At 68.7% G+C, this 20,603-nt stretch carries 21 protein-coding genes and 1 tRNA gene; 9 read left to right on the top strand and 13 right to left on the bottom strand.

What is annotated here, in order from left to right; genetic code table 11:
* Positions 1–24: 24 nt before the first annotated feature.
* Together ACQUS7_RS10805 and ACQUS7_RS10810 are read right to left on the bottom strand one after the other, a co-directional pair.
* Complete coding sequence (locus ACQUS7_RS10805; RefSeq protein WP_435146947.1) at positions 25–960, bottom strand: DMT family transporter; 936 nt, start codon at positions 958–960, stop codon at positions 25–27.
* Between the two features lie 205 nt (positions 961–1,165).
* A complete protein-coding gene (locus ACQUS7_RS10810) occupies positions 1,166–1,759 on the bottom strand; it encodes an NAD(P)/FAD-dependent oxidoreductase (protein ID WP_435129509.1) in 594 nt (197 codons plus the stop codon).
* Positions 1,760–1,865: 106 nt separating this feature from the next.
* Between ACQUS7_RS10810 and ACQUS7_RS10815 the strand changes: the two genes are divergently transcribed.
* A complete protein-coding gene (locus tag ACQUS7_RS10815) occupies positions 1,866–2,282 on the top strand; it encodes a hypothetical protein (protein ID WP_435129511.1) in 417 nt (138 codons plus the stop codon).
* Between the two features lie 208 nt (positions 2,283–2,490).
* Positions 2,491–3,648 (top strand): glycosyltransferase family 61 protein, encoded by a 1,158-nt coding sequence (locus ACQUS7_RS10820; RefSeq protein ID WP_435146950.1) that lies wholly within the window; start codon positions 2,491–2,493, stop codon positions 3,646–3,648.
* A gap of 115 nt (positions 3,649–3,763) precedes the next feature.
* Here the strand turns inward: ACQUS7_RS10820 and ACQUS7_RS10825 are convergent.
* Positions 3,764–3,837 (bottom strand) — tRNA-Tyr (locus ACQUS7_RS10825).
* Positions 3,838–3,951: 114 nt separating this feature from the next.
* Here ACQUS7_RS10825 and ACQUS7_RS10830 point away from each other — a divergent pair.
* The gene (locus ACQUS7_RS10830; protein ID WP_435146952.1) at positions 3,952–4,722 is read left to right on the top strand and encodes a hypothetical protein; all 771 of its coding nucleotides are present in this window, start codon (positions 3,952–3,954) and stop codon (positions 4,720–4,722) included.
* A gap of 135 nt (positions 4,723–4,857) precedes the next feature.
* Here ACQUS7_RS10830 and ACQUS7_RS10835 read toward each other — a convergent pair whose 3' ends face one another.
* Complete coding sequence (locus ACQUS7_RS10835) at positions 4,858–6,801, bottom strand: DEAD/DEAH box helicase (RefSeq protein ID WP_435146954.1); 1,944 nt, start codon at positions 6,799–6,801, stop codon at positions 4,858–4,860.
* Between the two features lie 113 nt (positions 6,802–6,914).
* On the opposite strand from ACQUS7_RS10835, the gene thrS reads away from it, so the two are divergent.
* Entirely contained in the window at positions 6,915–8,843 is a 1,929-nt protein-coding gene (thrS, locus tag ACQUS7_RS10840; RefSeq protein ID WP_435146956.1) for a threonine--tRNA ligase, read from the top strand.
* 408 nt (positions 8,844–9,251) lie between these two features.
* Here the strand turns inward: thrS and ACQUS7_RS10845 are convergent, their stop codons facing one another.
* Positions 9,252–9,446: a cold-shock protein gene (locus ACQUS7_RS10845; protein ID WP_435129525.1), complete on the bottom strand. Its 195-nt coding sequence runs from the start codon at positions 9,444–9,446 to the stop codon at positions 9,252–9,254.
* A 51-nt stretch (positions 9,447–9,497) separates the two neighbouring features.
* On the bottom strand, positions 9,498–10,124 hold the full coding sequence (locus ACQUS7_RS10850) for a DUF6517 family protein (RefSeq protein WP_435129528.1): 627 nt from the start codon (positions 10,122–10,124) through the stop codon (positions 9,498–9,500).
* 298 nt (positions 10,125–10,422) lie between these two features.
* Between ACQUS7_RS10850 and ACQUS7_RS10855 the strand changes: the two genes are divergently transcribed.
* Entirely contained in the window at positions 10,423–11,406 is a 984-nt protein-coding gene (locus ACQUS7_RS10855) for a transcription initiation factor IIB (protein ID WP_435146960.1), read from the top strand.
* 188 nt (positions 11,407–11,594) lie between these two features.
* Positions 11,595–11,774 (top strand): hypothetical protein, encoded by a 180-nt coding sequence (locus tag ACQUS7_RS10860; RefSeq protein WP_435129534.1) that lies wholly within the window; start codon positions 11,595–11,597, stop codon positions 11,772–11,774.
* Positions 11,775–11,788: 14 nt separating this feature from the next.
* Here ACQUS7_RS10860 and ACQUS7_RS10865 read toward each other — a convergent pair whose 3' ends face one another.
* Positions 11,789–12,193, bottom strand: coding sequence for a translation initiation factor IF-2 subunit beta (locus tag ACQUS7_RS10865; protein WP_435129537.1), 405 nt, complete (start codon positions 12,191–12,193; stop codon positions 11,789–11,791).
* 165 nt (positions 12,194–12,358) lie between these two features.
* Here ACQUS7_RS10865 and ACQUS7_RS10870 point away from each other — a divergent pair, with 165 nt between their 5' ends.
* Positions 12,359–12,592: a UPF0058 family protein gene (locus tag ACQUS7_RS10870; RefSeq protein ID WP_435129540.1), complete on the top strand. Its 234-nt coding sequence runs from the start codon at positions 12,359–12,361 to the stop codon at positions 12,590–12,592.
* A gap of 126 nt (positions 12,593–12,718) precedes the next feature.
* On the opposite strand, the gene ACQUS7_RS10875 is transcribed toward ACQUS7_RS10870, so the two are convergent.
* Positions 12,719–13,243, bottom strand: a complete 525-nt coding sequence (locus tag ACQUS7_RS10875) for a DUF555 domain-containing protein (RefSeq protein WP_435146963.1) — start codon at positions 13,241–13,243, stop codon at positions 12,719–12,721.
* Positions 13,244–13,335: 92 nt separating this feature from the next.
* Here ACQUS7_RS10875 and ACQUS7_RS10880 point away from each other — a divergent pair, with 92 nt between their 5' ends.
* Complete coding sequence (locus ACQUS7_RS10880) at positions 13,336–14,265, top strand: sulfide-dependent adenosine diphosphate thiazole synthase (protein WP_435129546.1); 930 nt, start codon at positions 13,336–13,338, stop codon at positions 14,263–14,265.
* Between the two features lie 48 nt (positions 14,266–14,313).
* Here the strand turns inward: ACQUS7_RS10880 and ACQUS7_RS10885 are convergent, their stop codons facing one another.
* The 3 genes from ACQUS7_RS10885 to ACQUS7_RS10895 form a co-directional block, all read right to left on the bottom strand.
* The gene (locus ACQUS7_RS10885; RefSeq protein ID WP_435146965.1) at positions 14,314–15,234 is read right to left on the bottom strand and encodes a DNA-3-methyladenine glycosylase family protein; all 921 of its coding nucleotides are present in this window, start codon (positions 15,232–15,234) and stop codon (positions 14,314–14,316) included.
* Positions 15,235–15,284: 50 nt separating this feature from the next.
* Complete coding sequence (locus ACQUS7_RS10890; protein ID WP_435146967.1) at positions 15,285–15,512, bottom strand: hypothetical protein; 228 nt, start codon at positions 15,510–15,512, stop codon at positions 15,285–15,287.
* A 97-nt stretch (positions 15,513–15,609) separates the two neighbouring features.
* Complete coding sequence (locus ACQUS7_RS10895) at positions 15,610–16,203, bottom strand: SRPBCC family protein (protein ID WP_435146969.1); 594 nt, start codon at positions 16,201–16,203, stop codon at positions 15,610–15,612.
* A 117-nt stretch (positions 16,204–16,320) separates the two neighbouring features.
* Between ACQUS7_RS10895 and ACQUS7_RS10900 the strand changes: the two genes are divergently transcribed.
* Complete coding sequence (locus ACQUS7_RS10900) at positions 16,321–17,595, top strand: hydantoinase/carbamoylase family amidase (RefSeq protein ID WP_435146971.1); 1,275 nt, start codon at positions 16,321–16,323, stop codon at positions 17,593–17,595.
* A 29-nt stretch (positions 17,596–17,624) separates the two neighbouring features.
* Here ACQUS7_RS10900 and ACQUS7_RS10905 read toward each other — a convergent pair whose 3' ends face one another.
* Entirely contained in the window at positions 17,625–18,464 is an 840-nt protein-coding gene (locus ACQUS7_RS10905) for a ZIP family metal transporter (RefSeq protein WP_435146973.1), read from the bottom strand.
* A 365-nt stretch (positions 18,465–18,829) separates the two neighbouring features.
* Positions 18,830–20,548, bottom strand: coding sequence for a tRNA uridine(34) 5-carboxymethylaminomethyl modification radical SAM/GNAT enzyme Elp3 (locus ACQUS7_RS10910; RefSeq protein ID WP_435146975.1), 1,719 nt, complete (start codon positions 20,546–20,548; stop codon positions 18,830–18,832).
* Between the last annotated feature and the right edge of the window lie 55 nt (positions 20,549–20,603).

A 20,603-nucleotide genomic window follows, 5' to 3' on the forward strand; every position in this document is an offset into this window, starting at 1 on the left:
CGCACATCCGCCCGGTGAACCCGGTCACTCCGCGGACGCATCCGCACTTCGTCGAGCCGACGCCGTCAGCCAGACGCCCAAGAGGACGACCGCGCCGCCGAGCAGCGTCACCGGCGTCGGATACTCCGCGAGCAGCAGCGCCGCGAGCAGCGTGCTACCGACCGGCTCCCCAAGGAGAGAGACGGAAACGACGCTCGATTCGACGTGCGCGAGCACCCAGTTCAGGACGGTGTGGCCGAACAGCCCGGGACCCGCGGCCATGGCGAGAAACAGCAGCCACTCCCGGGGCGGATACGCGAACAGCGGATACCCACGGGTCAGCGTCGCCGCGAGCAGCGCCGCGGCGCAGGTGACGTAGACCACGGTGACGTACGGCAGCAGCGGGAGTCGCTGTCGGAGCGACCGGCCGGCGAGCACGTAGCCCGCCGCGGTGACGGCGCCGAGCACCGCGAGCGCGTTCCCGTACAGCGGCCGCTTCCCGGTCAACGCGGCGCCGGCGAGTAGATCACCGCCGCTCATGACGAGCATCCCGACGACTGCGACCGCGATGCCCGCCGCGGTGCGGCGCGTCACGCGCTCGTCGAGCCACGCCCACGCGCCGGCCGCGACGAACAGCGGCTGGGCTTGGACGAGCGTGACGCTCGCGGCGACGCTGGTCCACCGCAGGCTCTCGAACCACGACGCGAAGTGAATCGCGAGTGCGACCCCGGACGCGACGGCGACGGCCAGGTCGCGCGGCCGAATCTCGGTGAACGCCGCGCGGTCCGTCGGCCGATACAGCGCGACCGGGAGGAGGAACGCGGTCGTGAACACGACGCGGTACAGCGCCTTCACCAGGCTCGGGGCGCGGCTCCACTCGACGAGGACGGCGCTCGTCGAAACCGCCAGTATCGCGACGACGAGCGCGACGTGCGGCGGGACGCGCTCTTCGAGGCGACCGGCGGCGACGAGGCGGGACACAGGCGCTGCTATCCCGGTTCCTCGGTAGGCTTTGCGGTAGCGGACAGGCGGCAGGGGCTGCTCGGTCGGGGCAGTGCCGCACAACCGCGGAGCGCCGACCGTCGAACCGTCAGGTCACACCGGCGACTGGACGCCCCATCTGATTTGAACGTTCGCGAGAACGAGCCGACGGTCGATGCCGTGCGACCGACGGCTGGCGACCGGCTTAGTCGTCGAGTTCGTTCGTCAGTGACTCGGCGACCGCGTCCGCGTCGGCCGGCACGTCGAAGTCGTGGTAGTGCTCGCCCTTCTCCTTCGTCAGGACGTTGAGCGCGGCGGCAGCCCCGTCGCCGGCGGAGATGACCGCCTGCCACTCCTCGGCCCGGACCATCGCGCCGGTGGCGTAAGCGTCGTCGACGCTGGTCTCCATCGTCACGTCGACGTCCACGACGCCGTCGTCGGTGGTCTCACAGCCGAGGTCCTCGGCGAGGTCACGGTTCGCGCCGGTCGCGAGCACGACGTAGTCAGCGTCGAGTTCTTCGTCGCCGGCGGCGACCGAGAATCCGCCGTCGGCCGTCGACACGTCGGTGACCTCGGTCCCCTGCTTCAGGTCGGCACCGAACCGTTCGGCCTGCTTCCGCGCGACGTCGATGTAGCTGCTCCCGTCGATGGAGTCCACGCCGAGGTAGTTGAACAGGTGCGCCTTGTGCATCCACGTCTCGTCGGTGTCGAACACCGTCACGTCGAGGCCGTTCTTCGCCGCGAACAGTGCTGCCGACAGCCCAGCGGGGCCGCCACCGACAACTGCTACGTGTACCATATGTATAGGTCGCGTCGCCGCCGGTATAAAATTGGTCGCAGCGGCGATGCGCACGGTCGGACACCGGATTGCGTACGTTGATGACGGAGTCGTCCGTAGCGCCGACATGTCAGTGGCGGACGACGCCGAGTCGGAGGTCGAAGCGCTCCACGACTTCATCGAAGACTGGTTCGCGGGCCGCCTCCCCGAGACCGCGTTCGACCACCCGGAAGCCGCGCTCGCCGACGACTTTCGGTTGATTACGCCGCGCAGCGAGCGCCGCGACAAGGACTCCGTGCTCTCCACGCTCCGCAGCGCGCACGCGTCGAAGTCTGGGTCCGTTCCCCCGTTCGAAATCAGCATCGAGCGGCTCACCGTCCGCGACGACGGCGACGACCACTGCCTCCTCACCTACGAGGAGTGGCAGCGCGACGACGGCGACCGGACCGGCCGGCGCTCCACCGCGCTGTTCCGGCCCGCCGAAGCCGCACCGAACGGCGTCGAGTGGGTGCATCTCCACGAGTCCTGGATACCGGCGGAGTGACGGGCGCCGACCGCTCGTCCGCGGCTTCGCCGCCCCGCCACTCTACCCTCCACCGCTCCGCTGCCCCGCCCACTCGTCTCTCGACCCACCTCGCGTCACCCTGCGCGAACTCCGAATTATCCGGCGCCCTCCCCCGGGCGAGACGCGTAGAGCGCGTCCACGGCTGCGGGTGAAAAGCTATAATCGGGGCTCGTCCAACTGAGCGACAATGAGCGAACTGCTCCGATATTACGCCGCACGCTCCGTCGACAGGGTCGTCGGGAGCGGGCCGGCCACCGCAGCCATCGGTGCTTTGGCGGTCACACGGGACGACCACGAGGAGGTAGCGCAACGGGTGTGGCGGTTCGGGGACGCGGAGGCGTTCACGTTCGACGACCCGATTTCTCCGGACGACCCTCCCGAAAAGATGGCTCAAAAGCTCGGCCGAATCCGGATCAGCCGCCCGTTCGTGGCGGAGTTCAGCGACGTCCAACTGGTCGGGCCGGACGCGATGGCGCTGACCGGCGACGGCCCGCTGCTGGAGAACTCGGTCGGGTCGCCCGAGCAGTTCTCGCTCAGCGTCCTCAGAGCGGCCACGAACGGGGTACTTCCGGTGCGGCGGACGGCCGAGCGGCGGCTCGACACCGTCGTGTCACTCGTCGGTCCCTGGACGCACGGATACTATCACTGGTACTCGGACTACCTCCTCCGACTCGAAGGGCTCCGCCGATACGAGGCGGAGTTCGACGTCGAACCCGACGTACTCGTTCCGCCGGACATGTCCACGTGGATGCGTCAGTCCCTGGAACTTGCAGGCGTCGACGAGGACCGGTGGCGGCAGTGGCGCGGCGGCCGGGTCGACGTCGACCGCCTCGTCGTCCCGTCACTCCGCAGGGAGACGTCGCTGACGGCCGACGAGACAGGATTCGTCTTCTCGCCCGAGGCGTATCGCTGGCTCGCCACGCAGATTACGAGGCGGGTGTCGCCGGATACGGACCAGCGGAACCGGATATTCATCTCGCGCGAACAGGCGGATGCTCGCCGCGTCACGAACCGACCGGCGCTCATGGAGGTCCTGTCCGAACGCGGGTTCGAAAAGTACGTTCTGGAGGAGCTGTCGGTCGAAGAGCAGGTGCAGCTGTTCGCGAACGCGGAGTACATCGTCGCGCCGATGGGCGCGGGGCTGACGAACATGATTTACGCCACGGACGCCACGGTCGTGACGCTGTACGGGTCGGACATCAACACGTGCTACACCGTCCTCGCGGACGCGCTCGGGTTCACGAACGCGTTCCTGCTGTGCGAACCCGACGGGCTCGACATGCGCGTCGACCTCGACAAACTCGAATCGCTCCTGAATCGGCTTGAGAGCGAGCATCACTGCTGACCGACAGCCGACCCGACCGGGGTCCTCGAAGCGTCGCTAAACGGGGGACATGAATCAGTTCAGACAGAAGCCAATACTGGGCCGTGGTCGACGACGTCTTCGGGGAGAAGGGGAGTCCGGCCTCCCCGAATTGAACGGGGGACAAGCCGATCTACAGTCGGCTGCTCTACCAGGCTGAGCTAAGGCCGGTCTGTCTCCAACTGCGCCGCTGCTGGACTTAAGGATTCTCATTCACCACCGGTTCGGTACGGCGAACCACGCTGCCGTCGCGGGGTTTATCGGCGCGGCCGTGAACGGTCTGCCATGACGGACGACGAGAGCCGGCAGGTCACGTTCGGGGCGGACGGCGAGCTCTCGGACCGTGAGCCGGACGCCGACGGGACGAACGACTTCGGGGAGCCGAAAGACAGCGACGAGACGGACGGCGGCTACAACCGGTTCGCGGTGTCGAGTCTGCTGCAGAAGGCGGTGCGTCGGAGCGACGAGCAGGTCGCGGCGTGGGCGGCGTGGGAACTGGCGCGCTCCGGGTTCGGCTGGAACCTCTGGGACCGGCTGAACCTCTACGTCGTGGAGGACTTGCGCGCCGGCGACGACGTGGCGCTGCTGGTGGAGCGGTACGAAGAACTGGCGACGGAGCGCTGGGAGCCGAGCGAGTGGCGCGGCCGAATCTGCGCGGTGCACGCGGCGCTGGCGTGCGCGCGAGCCCGGTCGTCGCGGGAGTCGCCGAACGCCGACGAGTTCTTCCGAAACGCCGCGGCGGAGCGCGCCGAAGCCCGCGAGGAGGGACGCGAGCCCGCACAGGACTTTCCGGTCGGCGACTTCGAGCCGGGCGGCGAGTACGACGTCGCGTTCGACAAACACACCGGCGAAGGCAGCAGGCTCGGACGCGACGCCCGGTTCTTCAAGACGCACGGCGCCCGCGTCGGACCGGAGGGCGAGGACGAACAGAGCCGGCGGTGGCAGCGGCTCAACATGCTGCTGCACGACGCGGAGTTCTCCGAGGCCGAAATCGAGCACGCGCTCTCCGCCGTCGACCCGGACGAGCGGTGGGACGAGCCGACGTTCGAGGAGTGACGCCGTTCGGATGCGGTCGGTTCGGGCCGCGTCCGGTGGCGTAGCAGTCGACGGGCCGATGGAAGCGCGCGTCGGACGTGGAAGTGGCCGATGGAAGCGCGCGTCGGACGTGGAAGTGGCCGATGGAAGCGCGCGTCAGTCGACGGTTCGTTCGCGGACGCGGACGCCCTTCTCGGCGAGGTGGTTCATCTGTCGCTGCGCGAAGTCTTCCTCGCTGGTGCCGCGGGTCGCGAGAACGTACACCATCGCCGAGCCGGCGGGCCGCATCGTCCGGCCGGCGCGCTGGGCGCCCTGCCGGCGGCTCCCGCCGAGCCCGGACGCGACGACGGCGAGTTCGGCGTTCGGCAGGTCGATGCCTTCGTCGGCGATGCGCGAGACGATGAGCGTCCGCCGGTCGCCCTGCCGGAACTCCTCGAACAGCCGCTGGCGGACGTGGTGGGGCGTCTCGCCGGAGACGAACGGGACGCCGAGCACCTCCGAGAGCCGCTCGCCCTGATCGAGGTAGTCGACGAACACGAGCGCTTTGGCGTCGGCGTGCTGGGCGCGGAGCGCCCTGACCTCGTCGGCCTTCGCCGGGTTCTGCGCGGCGACGCGGTGCTTTTCGCGCCGGTCGGCGCTCCGCCACTCGTTTTCGGCGTCGTCGTGCCGCCACGGGACGTACCGAATCTCGACTTCCGGCTCCTGGACGAAGCCGGCGTCGAACAGCGCGCCCCAGTCCGTGCCGATGGGCGGGCCGATGAGCGTGAATATCTCCTGTTCGCGGTCGTCCTCACGGACCGGCGTGGCGCTGAGGCCGAGTCGGTGTTTCGTCTGGAGGTCCGCCGAGCGCCGGTAGACGTCCGACGGGATGTGCTGCACTTCGTCGTAGACGATGAGCCCCCACTCCCGGGAGTCGAACAGCGACCGGTGGCGGTCCATTCCGGCGGTCTGGTAGGTGGCGACCGTCACCGGCCGAATCGACTTCTCGCCGCCGTGGTACTCGCCGACCTGCGACTCGTCGAGGTCGGTGTGTTCGAGCAGTTCGGCCTTCCACTGCCCGGCGAGTTCGCGCGACGGCACCAGAATCAGGGTTTCGCCGCCGACAGCCGCGAGCACCGAGATGGCCGCGATGGTCTTCCCGGAGCCGGGCGGGCCGACGAAGACGCCGGCGCGCTGCTCCAGGAATCGGTCGCGCCAGTCGCGCTGGTACGCCCGGAGGTCGACGTCGAGGTCGACGTCGAGCGGGTCGCCGGTTTCGAGGTCGCGCTCGTCGCTGACCGGGTAGCCGGCCTCGTAGAGGATGCGTTTGACCGCGCCGAGTTCCTCGCGGTTCACCCACGATTCGGTGTCGGAGATGTCCGCGCGGAGGTGGTCGTCGCCGAGTTTCTGCCGCGCGACGTTCCCCATCAGTTCCTCGCGGGCGGCCTCGAGGACGACGTAGCCGTCCTCGTGGGTGCGGAGCGTGAACTGCCGGGCGCGCTTCCACTGGTCTTCCACCCACGATTCGAGGTGCGGGCTCCGCCGCGGGAGCACCGACCGCATCCGCGCCAGCAACTCGGTGAGGTCGTCGAACGGCGCCGCCCAGACGTCCTCCTGCCGAATCCTGTAGAGGTAGCCGCGCGTCCCCGGGTCCGTCCCGGTGGAGTCGACGAGGTGGGCGAACTGCGAGAGCCGCGCACGGGTGTACTGGGTCGGCTGGTCGACGACGATTTCGCGGCGGTCCGGAAACAGGATGACGCGCTCGCGTTCGGCGAGGTCGCCCCACGTCGACGGGTAGAACACGACCGGGTCGGTCTCGACGTCGACGCGGTCGACGACGCCGTCGCCGGAGAGGCTGTCGAGCGCGTCGCGCGCCTCCGCCTGCGTCATCTCGGCACGGCGGGCCACCTGCGACGCCGTCAGGACGGGTCGCTCGGCGTCCTCGACGGCGTCGTAGAACTCGTCGATCGTGAACGCCGACGCGGCGTCCGCGGACGCGGATTCGGCGTCCGCTCCGGCCGGCCCGTCCGCGTCGCTCCCCGGCTCCTCGTCCGCGGTCGAGTCCGCGTCCCGGGGAAGCGAGTCGGCGCGTTCGGAGCGCGAATCGGCGTCGTCAGTCATCACCGCCGCGTACGGCGCGGCGGCCTAAAGGCGTCGCGCTCCGGCGAGCCCGCACTGGTGCTCTGTCACGCAGTTCGACAAGACTTATTCGCGCTCTCCGACTCGGGGTTCGTATGAGCGATAACGCGGTCATCCTGCCGGACGGCTCGGAGCTCTCCGTTCCGGCGGATGCGACGGTGGAGGACGTCGCCTACGAAATCGGCCCGGGGCTCGGGTCGGACACGATTGCGGGCGTCGTCGACGGCGAACTCGTCGACAAGACGGCGCCGGTCCACGACGGCGCGCGGATAGAGATCGTCACGGACCAGTCCGACGAGTACCTGCAGGTGCTGCGTCACTCCGCGGCGCACGTGTTCGCACAGGCGCTTCAGCGGCTCTACCCGGACGCCAAACTGGCCATCGGGCCGCCGACCGAGGACGGCTTCTACTACGACGTCGCCGGCGTCGACCTCGACGAGTCGGACTTCCCGGCCATCGAGGCGGAGATGCGTGACATCATCGAGGCGGACTACGACATCGAGCGGCGGGACGTGCCGCGCGAGGAGGCGCTGGAGACGTTCGAGGACAACCCGTTCAAGACCGACATCCTCCACGAGGAGGCCGCCGGCGACGACCCGGTGTCGTTCTACGAGCAGGACGACTGGCGGGACCTGTGTCGCGGCCCGCACGTCGAGTCGACCGGCGAAATCGGCGCCGTGAAGCTGCTGAACATCTCGTCGGCGTACTGGCGCGGCGACGAGGAGAACCAGCAGCTCACCCGCGTGTACGGCACGGCGTTCGAGACGGAGTCCGAACTGGAGTCGTTCCTCGAGATGCGCGAGGAGGCGAAAGAGCGCGACCACCGCAAGATCGCCCAGGAGATGGACCTGTTCTCCATCCCGACGGTCACTGGCCCGGGGCTTCCGCTGTACCACCCGCCGGGGAAGACGGTGCTCTCGGAGCTCGAAGGCTACGTGAACGACCTGAACGACGAGGCGGGCTACGGCGAGGTCGAGACGCCGCACGTGTTCCGGACGGAGCTGTGGGAACAGTCGGGCCACTACGAGAACTACGAGGACGACATGTTCCTCTTCGACGTCAACGAGGAGGAGTACGGGCTGAAGCCGATGAACTGCCCGGGGCACGCCACGATATTCGACCAGGGGAGCTGGAGCTACCGCGACCTGCCGGTCCGGTACGCCGAACACGGCAAGGTGTACCGGAAAGAGCAGCGCGGCGAGCTCTCCGGGCTGTCGCGGACGTGGGCGTTCACCATCGACGACGGCCACCTGTTCGTCGAGCCGGACCAGATCGAAGCCGAGGTCCGGAACATCATGCAGATGATCGAGCAGGTGCTCGAGACGTTCGACCTCGACGTCTCCGTCGACCTCGCGACCCGCCCCGAGAAGTCCGTCGGCAGCGACGAGGTGTGGGAGCAAGCCGAAAGCCAGCTCGAAGCCGTGCTCGAAACGTCCAGCCTGGAGTGGGGGCTCGAACCGGGAGACGGCGCCTTCTACGGGCCGAAAATCGACTTCTCGTTCGAGGACGCGCTCGGCCGGTCGTGGGACGGCCCGACGGTCCAGCTCGACTTCAACATGCCCGAGCGGTTCGACCTCACCTACACCGGCGAGGACAACGACGACCACCGCCCGGTGATGATTCACCGCGCGCTGTACGGCAGCTACGAGCGGTTCTTCATGGTGCTCATCGAGCACTTCGCCGGGCGGTTCCCGCTGTGGCTCGCCCCCGAACAGGTCCGCATCCTCCCGATTTCAGACGACAACCTCGGGTACGCCCACCGCATCAAGAACGAGCTCGGCGACTTCCGCGTCGAGGTCGAAGACCGCGACATGACCGTCGGCCGCAAGATTCGGGCCGCCCACGACGACCGCGTCCCGTACATGGTCATCGTCGGCGGCGACGAGGAGGAGAGCGGCACCATCTCGGTCCGCGACCGGTTCGAAAACGAGGCGGACGACGTCGACCCCGCCGCGTTCCGCGAACACCTGGAGTCCGAGCGCGCCGAAAAGCGCACCGAGCCGGACTTCATCGACGCCGAGTAGCGTCCGAACCACACGGCCCGCGCTTTTCTCGCGATTCCTGGAGTAGAGGGCGGGACTCGACAGCGCGTCGGTTCTCTCCGGCGGTCGCCGTCAGCGATGGCTCGCGTTCAGCGGCGGCAGCGTCGGGCGGCACCACCCCTACCCGTGGTAACATTTAACACATCCGGGTGCGATTCTCCGACCGGATGGTGAGACGTTCGTTCGTCTGTGACGAGTGCGGCGAGCCGGTCAGCGTCCTGTCGTACAGAGCCACCTGTCCGGACTGCGGCGGCCCGCTCGCGACGGCAGTTCACGCCTGAAGACGCAGGCGCCTTCTCGGAGTTGCAACTCACGAGCCGCGTCGTCGCCGAAAAATACCGAGTGTCTTGTTCGTGCCCCTGGTCGCGGTGACCGGGGCGGTGTCGTGGATTACAGCCGTTCGAGGTTCTTCGCGCGCGGGCCTTTGTCGGCCTGCTCGATCTCGAACTCCACCTCCTGTCCTTCCTCAAGGTCGGGGCCGCCGACGTCTTCCATGTGGAAGAAGACGTCCTCGTCCGCGTCCTCACTTTCGATGAAGCCGTATCCGCCCGTGTCGTTGAAGAATGCAACCGTTCCTGTCGCCATTCGCACTAACCTCGATTTTGGTAACGGAGCACCCACGTAAATAATTGTGGGTCAGTTCGAGCCGAGCGGGTGAACGACGTTCTTCAGCAGCGTCATCGTGTTCGGCCGCTCCTGCTCGGCGTTCTGCTTGGGGTAGACGCCGATGGGGACGACGAAGTCCGAGCCGTCCTCGATGGCCGGGGCGACGTGGATGTAGACGTCAAGTTCCTGGCCCTGGAACGTCGCCGTCGCCTCGTACCGCGCGACCGTGTGGCTGCTCCCGAGAATCGTGACCTCCGTCTCACCGGCTTTCGTCGGGTTCTGTATCGACTCGTACTGGCTGGCGAGGAGGCCGACGAGCTTCTTCGTGCCGTACGACTCGACAGGGTTGAACGTCTGCCCCGCGAGTTCGACGGCCGGCGTCGACACCGTCGCGAACACGCCCGCCCGAACCGACCCGAGAATCGTGTCGATGGTCTTCTCGTACGTCGTCACCTTGTTCACGACCTTCACTTTCTGGCCCGCGAACGTCCGCGAGATGGTCCGGTCGTTCGTCCCCTTCTTCTCGTAGCCGGTCTCGTTGACGGCGGACTGCTCGACGCCCGCCGGTTTCGCCCGAAACGTCGTCGCCCCGCTACACCCTGCCAGTGCGGCGACCGACGCGCTCCCGACCGTCGCCAGCAACGTTCGACGTCGCATACGGACGGCTTCCGGACACGGCCGCATAAACGACGTGGCCGGTCCCCGAGAGACGTTCATCCACGACTAAGCACCGGTACTTCCACGCGTGGACAAACATTTATATTGTGTGACGGGCCTGACCGGCTCCCGGCGGCGACGGCGAAAGCCGCGATAATCGGCGATATTCAACCACATGAGACAATTCAGGCACCCCATCGGAAGAAAGGTTTAAATACTTTCGACGATTACAGTAGGTAAGGACAGTCTACGTCGGCCGCCGTCGAGCGCGGGACCGCGTCGTCAGTCCGGAGCCACCATGACCGAGACCGAAACCACAATCAGGAGCTACGGGACAGAGCGGGAGGAGACGGAGGCCGCCGGACGCGAGTCCGAACTCGTCTGCCCGGAGTGCGGCGGGACCCTCCGCACCGACGAGGAGCACGGCGAAACCGTCTGTGCGGACTGCGGACTGGTCGTCGAAGCCGACGCCATCGACCACGGGCCGGAGTGGCGGTCGTTCAACGACAGCCGCGGCGACAAGTCGCGGGTCGGCGCCCCGGCGACGAACATGATGCACGACAAGGGGCTGTCGACGAACATCGGCTGGCAGGACAAAGACGCCTACGGCAACGCCCTCTCCTCGGAGCGGCGTCGGCAGATGCAGCGGCTGCGGACGTGGCACGAACGCTTCCGGACGCGCGACTCGAAAGAGCGGAACCTGAAGCAGGCGCTCGGCGAAATCGACCGGATGGCGTCCGCCCTCGGCCTCCCGGACAACGTCCGCGAGACCGCCTCCGTCATCTACCGCCGCGCGCTCGACGAGGACCTCCTCCCCGGACGCAGCATCGAAGGCGTCGCGTCGGCGTCGCTGTACGCCGCGGCCCGACAGGGGAACACGCCGCGGAGCCTCGACGAGTTGACCGCGGTGTCCCGGGTCGACCGCATGGAACTCACCCGGACGTACCGCTACGTCGTCCGCGAACTGAAACTCGAAGTCGCGCCGGCGGATCCGTCGCAGTACGTCGGGCGGTTCGCCTCCGAACTCGGGCTCTCTGACGAGGGCGAGTGGCGGGCGCGCGACCTCATCAAGTCGGCGCAGGAGGCCGGCGTGACCAGCGGGAAGTCGCCGGTCGGCCTCGCGGCCGCCGCGATGTACGCCGCGTCGCTGCTCACGAACGAGCAGCTCACGCAGAGCCAGGTCGGTGCAGTCGCCGGTATCAGCGAAGTCACAATCCGGAACCGGTACAAGGAGCTGCTCGATGCCGCCGAATCCGTCGGGGATCAGGACGCGGATGCCTGAGCCGGGACGAGGACTGATTCGGGACGTGGCTCCCGGACGGACGGATCGACGCGGGCGGAATGCCGACCAGAGGTCGCCCGAACTCTCGGGCGGACCGGCGGCCGGCGCTGCGGGGACGCCCCCGCGGTCAGCTACTTAGTCGTTTTCGCACAACGCTTTATTGGGTGGCCGGAGTACCCGAGTGCAGCATGGTCGACGCATTCGTTCGACTGGTGTGCCCCGAGTGTTCGAAAGACTGGGAGGAGAACCCCACCGAGCTTCCCGAGCACCGCGACGAGTTCACGTGCCCGTCGTGCGGGGAGGAGCGCCGGATGGCGGAGTTCATGCGGACCGAGCGCGATCTCGACACGCTGAAACAGTTCCAGTAGCGGGCGAGGCGTCGTTACTCTTCGATGGCCGACAGCGCGCCGCAGGCGTCGCACTTCAGCATCTCCGTGCCGCGTTCGTCCACGATCCGCGTGTCCGGCAGGCCGCACTCCGGACAGATGACGTAGGTGTCGGTGAACGCCTCGACCGCGTCGCCGACGCGGCGCTGCTTGAAGTCGCCGGTGAGTCGCGCGCGGCCCCGCTCGTCGATGTGAGCGGCCGTCCCCAGTTCGTCCTGCAGGAACTTGAGCAGGTCCGACTCGTCGCGGTCGAGTCGGTCGACGACGTCCTGGAAGTTCTCGAACACCGTGACGTTGCCCTCGGGGCGGACGTCCGGGTCGGGGACTTCGAACCGCGACTCGCCGTTCTCGATGTCGGGCGACTCCTCGATGGCGCGATCGAGCATCTCGTCGTACTGCATACGACCGCGTCCGGGCCGCGTCCATAAAACGTTCGTGGCATTCGGCGGACCGATTCGAGAAGCCGCTAGCCTATCCTGAACGCCGCGTATGAAAGCCTGTCGGGCAGCATGCTAACGACCCTCAAGATAAGTCTTTAACCCTACGGTCGCAACCCGAATTCGTCCATGAAGAAGCAGGAACTCATCCACCTGCACGGCCTCCTCAGTGAAGTACGAAGCGAATGTGCAAACTGGGACACCGAACTCGACCTCTCCGAATACGAGGAACTCGGCGTGAAGCCGACCTCGATTCACCGGTCGAAGACGGACCACAAGGCGGCCGTGTTTAAACTCGCGAAAGGAATCACATCGTCGATGGAAGACGACCAGACCGAGCGCGTCGCTGCGCAGGCTGACTGAACCAACTCTCTACTCCTCGCTGCAGCCAACTTCGGGAGCCACGGCCACGGCGCTCGGCCGGTTCCGACCACCGCGTGTCCCGGCACAGACTCGTCTCCGGCTCGGGATGAGTGACTGTCGCGGCCGCTAGCCGTCGTCGACCATCTCTTCGAACTCCGGCAGGAGGTCGTCCCCGTCCGTGTCGTCGCCGTTCGCCGATTCCTCGTCGTTCCCCATTTCGTCTCTTCCCCCGACTTCGTCGCGTCTCGCTTCGTCTCCGTCCTCCGCTTCGTTCGCCCGGTCCGTCTCGTCGGGCTTCTCGGACGCGTCCTCGTCGTCGGGGACGTCCTCGACGCGGAGGACGGACAGCGGGATGTTCTCGAGTCGCTGGCCGATTTCCTTGCGGGCGATTCGGGAGGCGTGTTCGTCGCGTTCGACGTTGAACACGGTCATCGACAGCTCCAGCGCGACGAGCGCCTCGTCCGCCGCGACGAACGCGGGCGGCAGCTCCTCGCCGGACGGCGACTCCCGGCTGCCCATCGAGATTTCGACGTAGTTGAGGTCCGGATTCAGCATCTCGCCCGTCTTCGAGACGGCGATTCGGAGCGCCTCGTCGGCCGTCTCGACGTCGTAGACGGGGACTGCGGCCTCGACGACCACCCTCCGATCCATGCGCACAAGTAGCATGGCCGGCTGTATGAAGGTTCGGCCGGCCACCCCGGGAGAGCAACGCTTATAATTTAGTAATATTACTAGGTATTCGCATGCGTTTCGACGGATTCAGCGACGCGAGCGAGGCACAGGTCACCCGCGCAATCGCCGACTCGTGGCACGACGAGTTCATGGCCGGCACCGAGACGGACGTCATCGTGGTCGGCGGCGGACCGTCCGGGCTCACGGCCGCGAAAGAGCTCGCGGACCGCGGCGTCGACGTCACCGTCGTCGAGAAGAACAACTACCCCGGCGGCGGCTTCTGGCTCGGCGGCTTCCTGATGAACAAGCTCACCGTCAGGGAACCGGCCCACCGCATCCTCGACGAACTCGGCGTCCCCTACGAGGAGAGCGACGAGGTCGACGGGCTGCAGGTGGCCGATGCGCCGCACGCGGCGTCCGCGCTCATCGAGGCCGCCTGCGCCGCCGGCGTCCGCCTCCAGAACATGACGGAGTTCACGGACGTCGTGGTCCGCGAGAACCACCGCGTCGCCGGCGTCGTCCTGAACTGGACGCCGGTGCACGCGCTGCCGCGCGAACTCACCTGCGTCGACCCGGTCGCCGTGGAGGCCGACCTCGTCATCGACGCGACGGGCCACGAAGCGGTCGTCGTCTCCAAACTGCACGAACGCGGCGTCGTCGACGCTCCCGGCGTCGAACACGCCGAGACGCACGACGCCGGCATGGACGCGACGGCCGGCGACCAGTACGGCGCGCCCGGCCACGACTCGCCCGGCCACGACTCGATGTGGGTGTCCGACAGCGAGGACCGCGTCGTCGAGGAGACCGGCGTCGTCCACGACGGCCTCATCGCCACCGGGCTCGCGACCGCCACTACCCACGGGCTCACCCGGATGGGGCCGACGTTCGGCGCGATGCTGGTCTCCGGGAAGCGCGCCGCGGAGGTCGCGCTCGACGAACTCGGCGTCGACGCCTCCCCGGTCGAACTCCGCGGGCCACAGCCCACCTCGGCCGACGACTGAGTCGGCGGCGTCGAAGATCCAGCGGTTCAGCGGCTCCGTTCCCTGCTCCTATTCACCGTCTTCGCCGACGGTGCGGAGGTAGTGGAACAGGTAGGTCTGCGTGTAGCCGGCGTAGTCGCCGCCGAGTCGCGCTCGAATCGCGCGGGACGTCTCGGCGTAGGCGCCGCGGTCGCAGTCGGGGAAGTGGTCGGCGATGGCGGACCGAATCCAGGTGTCGAGCGGGACGGCTTCGAGGAAGCCGAGCGAGAACAGCAGGACGCAGTCCGAGACCTTGTCGCCGACGCCGACGAACCGGGTCAGGTAGTCGCGCGCGTCCTCGTAGGGGAGCGTCGCGGCGGCCGCCGGGTCCGCGTCGCCGTCAGCGACCATCTCCGCGGTGCGCCGGACGTACGGCGCCCGGTAGCCGAGCGAGAGGCCGCGGAGGTCCGACTCGGTGGTCGCCGCGAGCTGTGCCGGCGTCGGGAACGCCTCGTACTCGTCGCCGTTCATCGTCACGGTGTCGCCGTAGGCGTCCGCCATCGCGCGCTGCATCCGGTGGATGCGCGAGACGCGCATCTGCGCCGAACAGATGAACGAGACGAGGCAGGCGAACGGCGGGTCTCTGACGAGCCGCATCCCGCGGAACTCCTCGATCGCGCGCTCGATGACCGGGTCGTCCGGGGCGGCGTCGAGAATCGCGTCGAGGTCGTCGTCGAGCCTGAGCAGGTGCGTCAGAATCGGGACGGCGTCGGTCGTCGACTCCCACTCAAGCCGGCCGTCGGTCTGCCGCACCCGGACGACGGCGCGCTCGTCGCTGACGCCGTCGAGCGGCGGCACGACGGTTTCGTACCAGTGGTCGCCGCCGTAGGCGGCCGCGGTCTCGTACATGCCGCCGTCGGCGCGGTCCCAGAGGTACGACTGGCCGCTCTCGACGGTCGACTGCAGGTCGAACGCACCGACGTCCGCCAGCGGAATCGCGCCCGTCTCCATCACCGAACCGGAGTCGCCGCGCGGGGTTCCGGTTTACGGTTCGGGTCGGCTCAGCCGGTGAGTTCCGCGAGCGACAGCAGCACCTGCGGGACCACGGCGAGAATCACGCCGGCGACGATGAGGACGGCAGGCACCCACAGCAGCCCGGCCTCCGTGAGCAGCCACAGCCCGAGGCCGCCGAGCACCAGCAGCGCGCCGACGATGCGGAGCAGCCAGACGACCGCGCCTTCGAATCCCGAGTCCGCGACGAGTTCCGCCGCTTCGAGCACTTCGTCCATCAGGAAACCACCGACGACCCGTTTGCGCGCGTCCCTCTTCGGTGCTGTGGCCGCGCCGCGCGGACGACGCGCCGGTTCGACTCGGGCCGCGGCCGAGTCAGTTCCCGCTGACGTCGAGGTCGTCCCGGTCGACGTCGACCGAGTCGGGCGTCTCGTGGACGTGCAGCGCCGGCGTGCGCTCGCGGCCCTCCAGGTCGGCGACGACGCGCCGCAGCACCTGCCCGGCCTGCTGGGCGACGAGCGGCTTCGCCCGTTCGAGCACCCAGTCGAGCGAGACGAACAGCGGCAGGTCCAGCGCGTCGGAGCCGACAGACCCGGCGTCGAACGAGACGTCGATGCTGACCCGCGTCGCCGCCGTCGCGTCCGACGGGACCGGGTCGTCGATTTCGTCGCGGTCGGCGTCGAGGTCCAGCGCCTCCAGCCGCCACTGTCCGTGCGCGTCGACGTCTTTCACGATCTCCCAGCGGATGCTCGACGGCGGGTCGACGTCGACGACGCGCGACCGCGCCGTGTACGTGAGCTTCCACCAGCCGAACGTGATGGCGTACTCGGTGCCGACGTCGCCGTCGCCGTTCACGTCGACGTCGCGGACGTGCTCTGAGTACTTCCCGTACCCCTCGAAGTCCCGCAGGAACTCGAACACCGCTTCCCGGTCGGCGAACACGACCGCGCTCATGCTGACGGCGTCCATCTGCCGGGGAGTCGGTCGGCCGGCTACTTCACGGTTCCCACCGCCTCCCGGGCGGCCGACACCGGTCGTCGCCGCCGGTGCGGAAAGGCCCAAGCGTCCGCCGGCCGGAGACGACGCATGGACATCACAGCCGACGAGGACCGGCTCAGAGCCGACATCGAGGCGAACGGGGGGTTCGGCGACGTCGACGCCGCGGCGGGGCGCGGCCGGACGGTGCTGTGCGGAACGGAACCGAACCGGGCGGCGCGGTCGCGGCTCGTCGACCGGATGGAGGACGCCGGGCTCGACGTCGCGGTCGACGCCGTCGGCAACGTCGCGGGGACGTGGGCGCCGGAGTCGGCGGACGCGGACGCGGCCCCGGTCGCCGCCGGGAGCCACCTGGATTCGGTGCCGGAGGGCGGCATCTTCGACGGGCCGCTCGGCGTCTACGCGGCGCTCGAAGCCGTCCGGGCGATGCAGGCGGCCGGCGCCGAACCGGACCGGCCCGTCGTCGTCGTGTCGTTCACGGAGGAGGAGGGGCAGCGGTTCGCGGACGGCCTGCTCGGGTCGTCGGTCGCCGTCGGTGACCGCAGCGTCGACGACGCGCTCGAACTGACCGACGACGACGGCGTCACGCTCGCGGCGGCGCTCGACGACATCGGGTTCCGCGGCGACGGTCGACTCGACGCCTCCGAGTGGGACGCCTGGTACGAACTCCACGTCGAGCAGGACACGCGGCTCGAAGCCGCCGGCGTCCCGGTCGGCGTCGTCGACACCATCACCGGAATCATGCACTGTGAGGTCGCAATCGAGGGCGAGGCGAACCACGCCGGCGCGACGCCGATGGACGAGCGGACCGACGCGCTCGCGGCCGCGGCCGAACTGGTGTTGGACGTGGAGAGCGCCGCGAACGACGTCGTCGCGACGACGAGCGACTCCGCGGTGGGGACCGTCGGGTCGCTGTCCGTCTCGCCGAACGCGACGAACGTGGTGCCCGGCCGCGTCGACGCGGGCGTCGACGTCCGCGACGTGGAGTACGAGTCGATGCAGACGGTCGTCGGGGCGGTCCGGGAGACGCTCGACCGCCTGGAGCGCGAACGGGGCGTCGAAACGTCGTTGGCGCGGCCGTTCGACCTGGCGCCGACGCCGCTCTCCGAACGGCTCCGGGACGCCGCCCACCGCGCCGGCGTCGCCGCCGGCGTCGACACCATGGACCTGCACAGCGGCGCCGCCCACGACACGATGCACGTCGCGGACGTGACCGACGCCGCGCTGCTGTTCGCGCCGAGCCGCGACGGCGTCAGCCACAACCCCCGCGAGTGGACGGACTGGGCGGACTGCGCGGCGGCGACGACGGTGCTCGCGGGGGCGCTCGCCGACGCGGCCGGCGCAGTCGACACCGGCGAACCGTAGAACGGCTTCGGGCGGCCGCGCCGCGTCGGTCAGGCCGCGAGGGCGACGTCGAGGTACAGCATGACGCAGACGCCGAGCATCGTGCCGGCGGTGGCGAGCCGCTCGTTGCCGCGGGCGTGCGTCTCCGGGACGATTTCGTCCGAGATGACGAACAGCATGCCGCCGGCGGCGAACCCCATCGCGTACGGCAGAATCGGGGCTGCGACGGCGACGGCGTAGGCGCCGAGGACGGTCAGCGGAATCTCGACGAGCCCGGAGCGGACGCCGGTCAGGACGGCGTACCGGGTGCGGTCGAAGCCGGCGTTGACGGCGGCGACCGACACGGCGAGCCCCTCCGGGATGTTCTGGAGGCCGATGGCGAGCATCAGCGCCATCGCGTTCTCGATGTCGCCGGAGCCGAACGCGACGCCGACGGCGAGCCCCTCGGGCATGTTGTGGATGGTGATGGCGACGATGAACAGGATGACGGAGGCGACCTTGGCCTGACTGACGGTCTGGTCGGCGCGCTTCCGGCCCGTGATGAGGACGTGGACGTGCGGCACCCAGTGGTCCGCCTGGTCGAGCAGCAGGACGCCGGCGACGATGCCGACGACGACCGGGAGCGGCTTCAACAGCCCCGTGGCGGCGACGCCCGGGACGACAACCGAGGTCGCGTCGATGCCGGGGACGATGAGGCTGGTGAACGACGCGGCGAGCATGACGCCCGCGGCGAAGCCGAGCGCGCCGTCGAGCGCGCGGTCGGTCGGGTCGCGGAAGACGAGAATCAAGAGCGCCCCGAGCATGTTGAGCGAGGCGATGACGACGCCGCCGGCGAGCCCCTGCACCACCGGGTTCGTCCCGACGAGGTCGACGAACAGCTGTTCGAGCATACCCGACCCACGTAGTACGTCGTATCAAAGTTTCTGATTAGACTTGTCTAAAACTGTTTTGTCCAGCAGTCAGACCGAACGGTTCCGGCGCGCGGACCGGAGGCCTTTTGCGGCGACGGGCCCGAATTTGATTCGGACGGCACGGTCAGGCAGCACCCTTTCAGCACGCGTGGTTTCCACGCGTGTCACCGCTGAATGACCTACCCCGTCTTCTCTACTACTCGCGAGCCGCGGCTGTGGGGTCGCAGCGTCACACAGTGCCGGAGAGCGTCGGCGTCGGGCAGCCGCCGGAAGCCGTCGAGCGTCGGCAAAACCGCCGAGCTGCGGGTGGCATCGGTCGGCGGGAGCGGAGAATCTGGTCGGGGTCAGAGCCGTTTGCTGACGTACGGCCCGTCCTGGTGGTACCCGAACTTGTCGCGGTAGTAGCCGCGGACGCCGATTCCGGAGATGACCGAAAGCTTGTCGAAGCCGGCGTCCGCGGCGAGGTCCTCCGCGGTGCGGAGCAGGCGGCGGCCGTACCCGCGGTGTTGCCAGTCGCCCTCGTCTTCGCCGTCGAACGTCGCCGGCGACCCGTACACGTGGAGTTCGCGGAGCAGCGCGGCGTCGCCGAGTTCGCGGCGCACCGGGTCGTCAGCGGCGGCCGGCGTCCCGGGCGCGGCGTGCGAGTACGACGGGAAGCGAAGCCGGCAGAAGCCGACGAGGAGGTCCTGTTCGGTGTCCTCGAAGCTGATGAAGTGCTCGACCCCGCCGCCGGCCTCGTACTGCATCACGTCGAGTTCGACGTCGCTCGGGTTCGGGTCGGCGTCGTTGTGGCCGACCTCCCGCGCCCGGATGTCGTTCAGCGTGTACCCCTTCTCGTCGGCGCGCTGCTCGGCGAGCTGCCGGAGGTTCGACTTCCAGACGCCGCCGTCGATGAAGTCGGCCGGGATGTCGCGCTGGACGCGCTGGAGCCGGCAGTACTTCGGGATCTCGTTCATCGCGTCCGCGACGAGGTCTGCGGCCTGCTCGTTGTCCAGCGGCTCGAAGTCGCCGTTGTGCCACTGGTCGTACACGCGGGTGCCGCGGACGACGAGCGTCGGGTATATCTTCAGGTAGTCCGGGCGCCAGTCCGGGCTGTCGAACAGCTGCCGGAAGTCCTCGCGGCACATCTCGGCGGTCATCCCGGGCTGGCCCGGCATCATGTGGAAGCCGACCTTGAACGCGGCGTCGCGGAGCCGCCTGTTCGCGTCCTTCGACGCCGCGGTGCCGTGGCCGCGGTGCATCTCGCGGTTCACGCGCTCGTAAGTCGTCTGGACGCCGACCTCGACTTTGGTGCCGCCGAGGTTCAACATCCGGTCGACCTGCTCGGGGTCACACCAGTCCGGCTTCGTCTCGAACGTCATGCTGACACAGCGGACGTCGGCCGACTCGTTCCGCGCTTTCACGTCCTCCAGGTACTCGAACTCGTAGTCGTCGGGGTCTTGCGCGAAGCTGCGGCCCTCCGCCGGGTTCGGCTCGCTGTCGACGTCGTAGTCGTTCATCGCCTGGAGCGCGCGCTTCACGAACCACTCCTGGTAGTCGTGGCTGCGCGCCGTCATCGTCCCCCCCATCACGATGAGCTCCGCCTTCTCGACCGGGTGGCCGATGTGCCGGAGCTGTTCGAGCCGCAGCGTCACCTGGCCGTACGGGTCGTAGTCGTTCTGCTTGCCGCGCGCGGCGGCGGGCTCGTGTCCGGTGTAGCTCTGCGCCGACGAGAACTCGGAGGCCGGGCCGCCGGGGCAGTACAGGCACTTGCCGTGCGGGCACAGCTCCGGCGACGTCATGATCGCGATGGGCGAGACGCCGGAGGCGGTCCGGACCGGCTTGCGCCGCACGACCTCTTTCACCTCCTCGCGGCGGTCCGCCGGAGCGTACTGGAGCAGTTCCGTGTTCTGCGGCACCGACGCTGCCGAGAACGACGAGCAGACGTCGCGTTTGGCGGCTTCGAGGTTGTCGCGGTCGACGTCGCCGGCGAGGATGCGGTCGACCAGCTCCTCGCACACCCGTTCGAAGGTGTCGCTGTCGGCTGTCCCCTCGGCGTCCGACTGCTCGGCGGTGCCGCTCATCACCTGAATCTGGACGGCATCGCCGGGTAAGCGTTTCGTTCGCCGGTATCCGGTT

It is taken from the genome of Halobaculum sp. P14, from assembly GCF_051195155.1.
Lineage (GTDB): Archaea > Halobacteriota > Halobacteria > Halobacteriales > Haloferacaceae > JBNTKA01.

Coding starts and splice junctions, on each gene's coding strand:
- ACQUS7_RS10810 (WP_435129509.1), bottom strand. CDS start 1,759: ATGGTACACGTAGCAGTTGTCGGTGGCGGCCCCGCTGGGCTGTCGGCA.
- ACQUS7_RS10815 (WP_435129511.1), top strand. CDS start 1,866: ATGTCAGTGGCGGACGACGCCGAGTCGGAGGTCGAAGCGCTCCACGAC.
- ACQUS7_RS10820 (WP_435146950.1), top strand. CDS start 2,491: ATGAGCGAACTGCTCCGATATTACGCCGCACGCTCCGTCGACAGGGTC.
- ACQUS7_RS10830 (WP_435146952.1), top strand. CDS start 3,952: ATGACGGACGACGAGAGCCGGCAGGTCACGTTCGGGGCGGACGGCGAG.
- ACQUS7_RS10835 (WP_435146954.1), bottom strand. CDS start 6,801: ATGACTGACGACGCCGATTCGCGCTCCGAACGCGCCGACTCGCTTCCC.
- thrS (WP_435146956.1), top strand. CDS start 6,915: ATGAGCGATAACGCGGTCATCCTGCCGGACGGCTCGGAGCTCTCCGTT.
- ACQUS7_RS10845 (WP_435129525.1), bottom strand. CDS start 9,446: ATGGCGACAGGAACGGTTGCATTCTTCAACGACACGGGCGGATACGGC.
- ACQUS7_RS10850 (WP_435129528.1), bottom strand. CDS start 10,124: ATGCGACGTCGAACGTTGCTGGCGACGGTCGGGAGCGCGTCGGTCGCC.
- ACQUS7_RS10855 (WP_435146960.1), top strand. CDS start 10,423: ATGACCGAGACCGAAACCACAATCAGGAGCTACGGGACAGAGCGGGAG.
- ACQUS7_RS10860 (WP_435129534.1), top strand. CDS start 11,595: ATGGTCGACGCATTCGTTCGACTGGTGTGCCCCGAGTGTTCGAAAGAC.
- ACQUS7_RS10865 (WP_435129537.1), bottom strand. CDS start 12,193: ATGCAGTACGACGAGATGCTCGATCGCGCCATCGAGGAGTCGCCCGAC.
- ACQUS7_RS10870 (WP_435129540.1), top strand. CDS start 12,359: ATGAAGAAGCAGGAACTCATCCACCTGCACGGCCTCCTCAGTGAAGTA.
- ACQUS7_RS10875 (WP_435146963.1), bottom strand. CDS start 13,243: ATGGATCGGAGGGTGGTCGTCGAGGCCGCAGTCCCCGTCTACGACGTC.
- ACQUS7_RS10880 (WP_435129546.1), top strand. CDS start 13,336: ATGCGTTTCGACGGATTCAGCGACGCGAGCGAGGCACAGGTCACCCGC.
- ACQUS7_RS10885 (WP_435146965.1), bottom strand. CDS start 15,234: ATGGAGACGGGCGCGATTCCGCTGGCGGACGTCGGTGCGTTCGACCTG.
- ACQUS7_RS10890 (WP_435146967.1), bottom strand. CDS start 15,512: ATGGACGAAGTGCTCGAAGCGGCGGAACTCGTCGCGGACTCGGGATTC.
- ACQUS7_RS10895 (WP_435146969.1), bottom strand. CDS start 16,203: ATGGACGCCGTCAGCATGAGCGCGGTCGTGTTCGCCGACCGGGAAGCG.
- ACQUS7_RS10900 (WP_435146971.1), top strand. CDS start 16,321: ATGGACATCACAGCCGACGAGGACCGGCTCAGAGCCGACATCGAGGCG.
- ACQUS7_RS10905 (WP_435146973.1), bottom strand. CDS start 18,464: ATGCTCGAACAGCTGTTCGTCGACCTCGTCGGGACGAACCCGGTGGTG.
- ACQUS7_RS10910 (WP_435146975.1), bottom strand. CDS start 20,548: ATGAGCGGCACCGCCGAGCAGTCGGACGCCGAGGGGACAGCCGACAGC.